The sequence below is a fragment of the Xenorhabdus entomophaga genome (assembly GCF_037996725.1).
Classification (GTDB): Bacteria; Pseudomonadota; Gammaproteobacteria; order Enterobacterales; family Enterobacteriaceae; genus Xenorhabdus; species Xenorhabdus khoisanae.
Window position 1 is genome coordinate 1 of the sequence record NZ_JBBMXH010000182.1, and the last position, 4,159, is coordinate 4,159.

At 43.6% G+C, this 4,159-nt stretch carries 2 protein-coding genes and 1 pseudogene; 2 read left to right on the top strand and 1 reads right to left on the bottom strand.

The features are described from left to right. Positions 1–98: pseudogene (locus AAC854_RS24435) on the bottom strand (IS982 family transposase); the annotation flags it as partial. A 267-nt stretch (positions 99–365) separates the two neighbouring features. On the opposite strand from AAC854_RS24435, the gene fadI reads away from it, so the two are divergent. After that, positions 366–1,676: an acetyl-CoA C-acyltransferase FadI gene (fadI, locus tag AAC854_RS21490; protein ID WP_340618874.1), complete on the top strand. Its 1,311-nt coding sequence runs from the start codon at positions 366–368 to the stop codon at positions 1,674–1,676. Next, positions 1,676–3,853, top strand: a complete 2,178-nt coding sequence (gene fadJ / locus AAC854_RS21495; RefSeq protein ID WP_340618875.1) for a fatty acid oxidation complex subunit alpha FadJ — start codon at positions 1,676–1,678, stop codon at positions 3,851–3,853. Before fadI ends, fadJ begins: the two co-directional genes overlap by 1 nt. Positions 3,854–4,159 lie beyond the last annotated feature (306 nt).

Sequence of the window (4,159 nt, forward strand, 5' to 3'; positions counted from 1 at the left end):
GGATATCCCCGACTTCTGAATCGCATACCTTGTTGTAACTGCGTTAAATTGTCATCTACCCAACAAAACACCCAAATGATAAAATCTTGCTGTGACATAGCCTTTGTTCCTCTATTTCTCTCAGTTTGGCGACTTAAAGTTATAAAGGAGCGGCTATGTCATTTCAACTCACCACGAAAGTCGAGCATCGCGTTATAAATTATAAATACTTTAAAGTTGCGCTTGCTCGCATTTTTCGTTTATTCCTGTTTGCTATTTTCCAACATTGCGTTAACAATGCTCCATCAGGTCTGACCTCTTGTGAGGTGAGTGAATTTTTTTAATCAATCAATTGATTTAATTAATGATTATTGTCAGGAGTTGCTATGGGTCGTTCTTCAACAAAAGTAACACAGAAAAAGGAACGTGTTGCTATTGTCAGCGGGTTGCGTATTCCTTTTGCAAAACAGGCAACTTTCTACCACGGTATTCCGGCTGTTGATTTGGGAAAGTCTGTTGTCAGCGAGCTGATCATTAGGAGCGGTTTGTCGCCTGAGAAGATTGACCAATTAGTTTTCGGGCAAGTTGTTCAAATGCCGGAAGCACCGAATATTGCGAGGGAAATTGTCTTAGGAGCAGGTTTAAGTGTGAATACCGATGCCTATAGCGTTTCCCGTGCCTGTGCAACAAGTTTTCAGGCAATTGCAAATGTGGCTGAAAGTATTATGGCGGGTACAGTAAATGTGGGTATTGCCGGAGGTGCAGACTCTTCATCTGTTTTACCAATCGGGGTGACTAAGTCATTAGCTCGTACTTTGGTCGATATGAATAAGGCTAAGAGTTTGTCTCAACGGCTAAAATTACTCAGCCGATTGAAGTTCCGTGATTTATTGCCGGTATCCCCTGCCGTCGCTGAATATTCAACAGGGTTAAGAATGGGGGATACGGCAGAGCAGATGGCAAAAACCTATCATATCAGCCGTGAAGATCAGGATGCATTGGCGCATCGTTCCCATGTGTTAGCCGCTAAAGCTTGGGAGCAGGGGCTTTTGAATGATGAAATTGTATCGGCACATTTCCCTCCATACCGCGACACGTTGCTTGAAGATAATAACGTTAGAAAAAATTCAGTTCTGGCCTCTTATGCTAAATTGCGCCCGGCTTTTGATCGTAAACATGGCACTGTCACGGCAGCGAACAGTACGCCGCTGACAGATGGAGCCGCAGCCGTTATATTGATGCGCGAATCGGTTGCCAAAGAGCTAGGCATGACGCCATTAGGATATCTACGTAGCTATGCGTTTTCGGCAATTGATGTTTGGCAGGATATGCTGCTGGGGCCATCTTATGCGACACCATTGGCGTTGGATCGTGCAGGTATCACTTTGGACGAACTTACACTCATTGATATGCATGAAGCGTTTGCTGCTCAAACACTGACGAATTTAAAAATGTTTGCCAGTGAGAAATTTGCCCGTGAAAAGTTGGGGCGTACTCAGGCAATTGGTGAAGTGGATATGGATAAATTCAATGTATTGGGTGGATCAATTGCTTATGGGCATCCATTTGCCGCAACGGGGGCCAGAATGGTTACCCAGACGTTGAATGAATTGCGTCGTCATGGCGGTGGGTTTGGGCTGGCGACCGCCTGTGCCGCTGGTGGTTTGGGTGCAGCAATGGTATTGGAGGTAGAGTAATGGTTCAGGCTGAACAAGAAACTGTCATGTCAACAACACAACCGAAACAATCAGTATTCAATTTCTCGGTTAGGGACGACAAGGTGGGGATCATCACCATTGATGTGTCGGGCGAGAAAGTCAACACGCTGAAAGCTGAATTTGTTGAACAATTCCTGACAATGTTTGAGAAAGCACAACAAGTGTCTGGTTTGAAAGGGCTGGTGATTGTATCTGGTAAGCCGGATTCTTTCATTGCTGGTGCAGATATCAGCATGATAGCAGGCTGCCAAACTCAGGAAGAAGCAACAGAATTGGCCGAAAAAGGCCAAAAATTATTTGCGCAGATTGCTAATTATCCTTTACCTGTTGTCGCTGCTATTCATGGTGCGTGTTTAGGCGGTGGGCTGGAATTGGCTTTGGCTTGTCATGCCCGTATTTGCTCTTTGGATGACAAGACACGTCTCGGTTTACCGGAAGTGCAGCTTGGATTGTTGCCGGGATCGGGGGGGACTCAGCGCTTGCCTCGTCTGATTGGTGTCAGTGCTGCTTTGGACATGATACTGACTGGTCGTCAACTCAAGGCAAAACAGGCACAACGGTTGGGAGTTGTGGATGATGCTGTGCCTTTGGACATCTTGTTGGATGTTGCTGTGCAATATGTCAAAAAAGGTATTGCCAAGCGCAAGCCATTGGCATGGTCACAGCGTATATTGGCGAGCGCATTGGGCAGGCCGCTGTTATTTCATACGGTACATCAAAAAACCCGCGCAAAAACTCACGGCCACTATCCCGCACCAGAAAAAATCATCAATGTGATCCGTACTGGTTTGGAAAAAGGGCTGGATAAAGGTTTTAAGGCTGAAGCCAAGGCATTCGGTGAATTGGCGATGTCGCCGGAATCAGCCGCATTACGGAGTTTGTTCTTTGCTTCGACTACGTTAAAAAATGAAACTGGCTCATCAGAGCAGCCTGCTGAGATTAAACATGTAGGCATTTTGGGTGGTGGGCTGATGGGCGGTGGTATTGCCAACGTTACCATCACACGAGGGAATTTGCCTGCCCGCATTAAGGATATTAATGAAAAGGGTATTAATCAGGCGCTGAAATATACATGGGAGCTCCTTTCCAAGCGAGTAAAACAGCGTCGTTTGAAACCAAGCGAGCGTTCTCAGCAGATGTCTTTATTGACAGGAACCACAGATTATAGCGGATTTAAGCAAGCAGATATTGTGGTTGAAGCTGTATTTGAAGATTTGGTATTGAAACGCAAAATGGTCTCAGAAATTGAAGAGAACACCAAACCTGAAACTATTTTCGCTTCTAATACTTCTTCATTACCCATTCACAAAATTGCTGAAGTTGCTACTCGTCCAGAGCAGATCATTGGTATTCACTATTTTAGCCCTGTTGACAAAATGCCGTTGGTCGAAGTTATTCCACATGCAGGGACAAGTGAAAAAACAATTGCAACTGCTGTTGCACTGGCTAAGAAACAGGGAAAAACGGCCATTGTTGTCGGGGATAATGCAGGGTTTTATGTGAACCGCATTCTGGCGCCTTACATTAATGAAGCCGGTTATTGCTTGTTAGAAGGGGAACCCGTTGATCATATCGATAATGCTTTGGTGGACTTTGGTTTTCCTATTGGCCCAATCAATTTATTGGATGAGGTCGGTATAGATGTAGGCACCAAAATCATTCCTATTTTGGTCGAACAGTTGGGGAACCGATTTGCTGCGCCGGAGATTTTAGAAGCGGTCTTAAAAGATAATCGGAAAGGCAAGAAGAATAGCCGGGGTTTCTATTCGTATGCGAATAAAAAGAACAAGTTCTGGTCATTCGGGAAGAAATCCAAAGAAGTTGATGTATCCATTTATTCCTTATTAAAAATCAAACCTACTGTAAAAATGTTACCTGCTGACATTGCCCAACGTTGCGTGATGCTCATGTTGAATGAGGCAGTTCGTTGTTTGGACGAAGGAATTATCAGAAGCCCTCGTGATGGTGATATTGGCGCTGTATTTGGTATTGGATTCCCGCCATTCTTGGGGGGGCCATTCCGTTATATTGATAAGCTTGGTATTGATAAGGTTGTAGAAACTTTATGTCGTTTGGAACAGCAGCATGGAGAGAGATTTACACCATGTGAAGGTTTAATTCAGATGGCTGAACAGAAAAAGAAATTTCACTCATAACGTACGGTTTTTCTTAAATCAATCAAAACGGCTCTTTTTAATCAAGAGCCGTTTTTTATAGAAAATAATTGATATTTCTTAATGGTTTTTATTTTTCATGTAAGAGGAATAATAGTAAGCGCAACAGTAGATATATAAACTATTTTTAGCCATTTTATTTCCACTTGTTTTAGGGCAGAATGCCAATTAATGCTAATTGAACGCGATGCTCGACTTTTATGATGAGTTGAAATGACATAGCCGCTCCTTTATAACTTTAAGTCGTCAAAAATAGAGAAATAAAGGAACAAAAGGCTATGTCACAGC

What these genes read in the sequence shown, in the direction of transcription:
- fadI (WP_340618874.1), top strand. Translation starts at nt 366, where the DNA reads ATGGGTCGTTCTTCAACAAAAGTAACACAGAAAAAGGAACGTGTTGCT.
- fadJ (WP_340618875.1), top strand. Translation starts at nt 1,676, where the DNA reads ATGGTTCAGGCTGAACAAGAAACTGTCATGTCAACAACACAACCGAAA.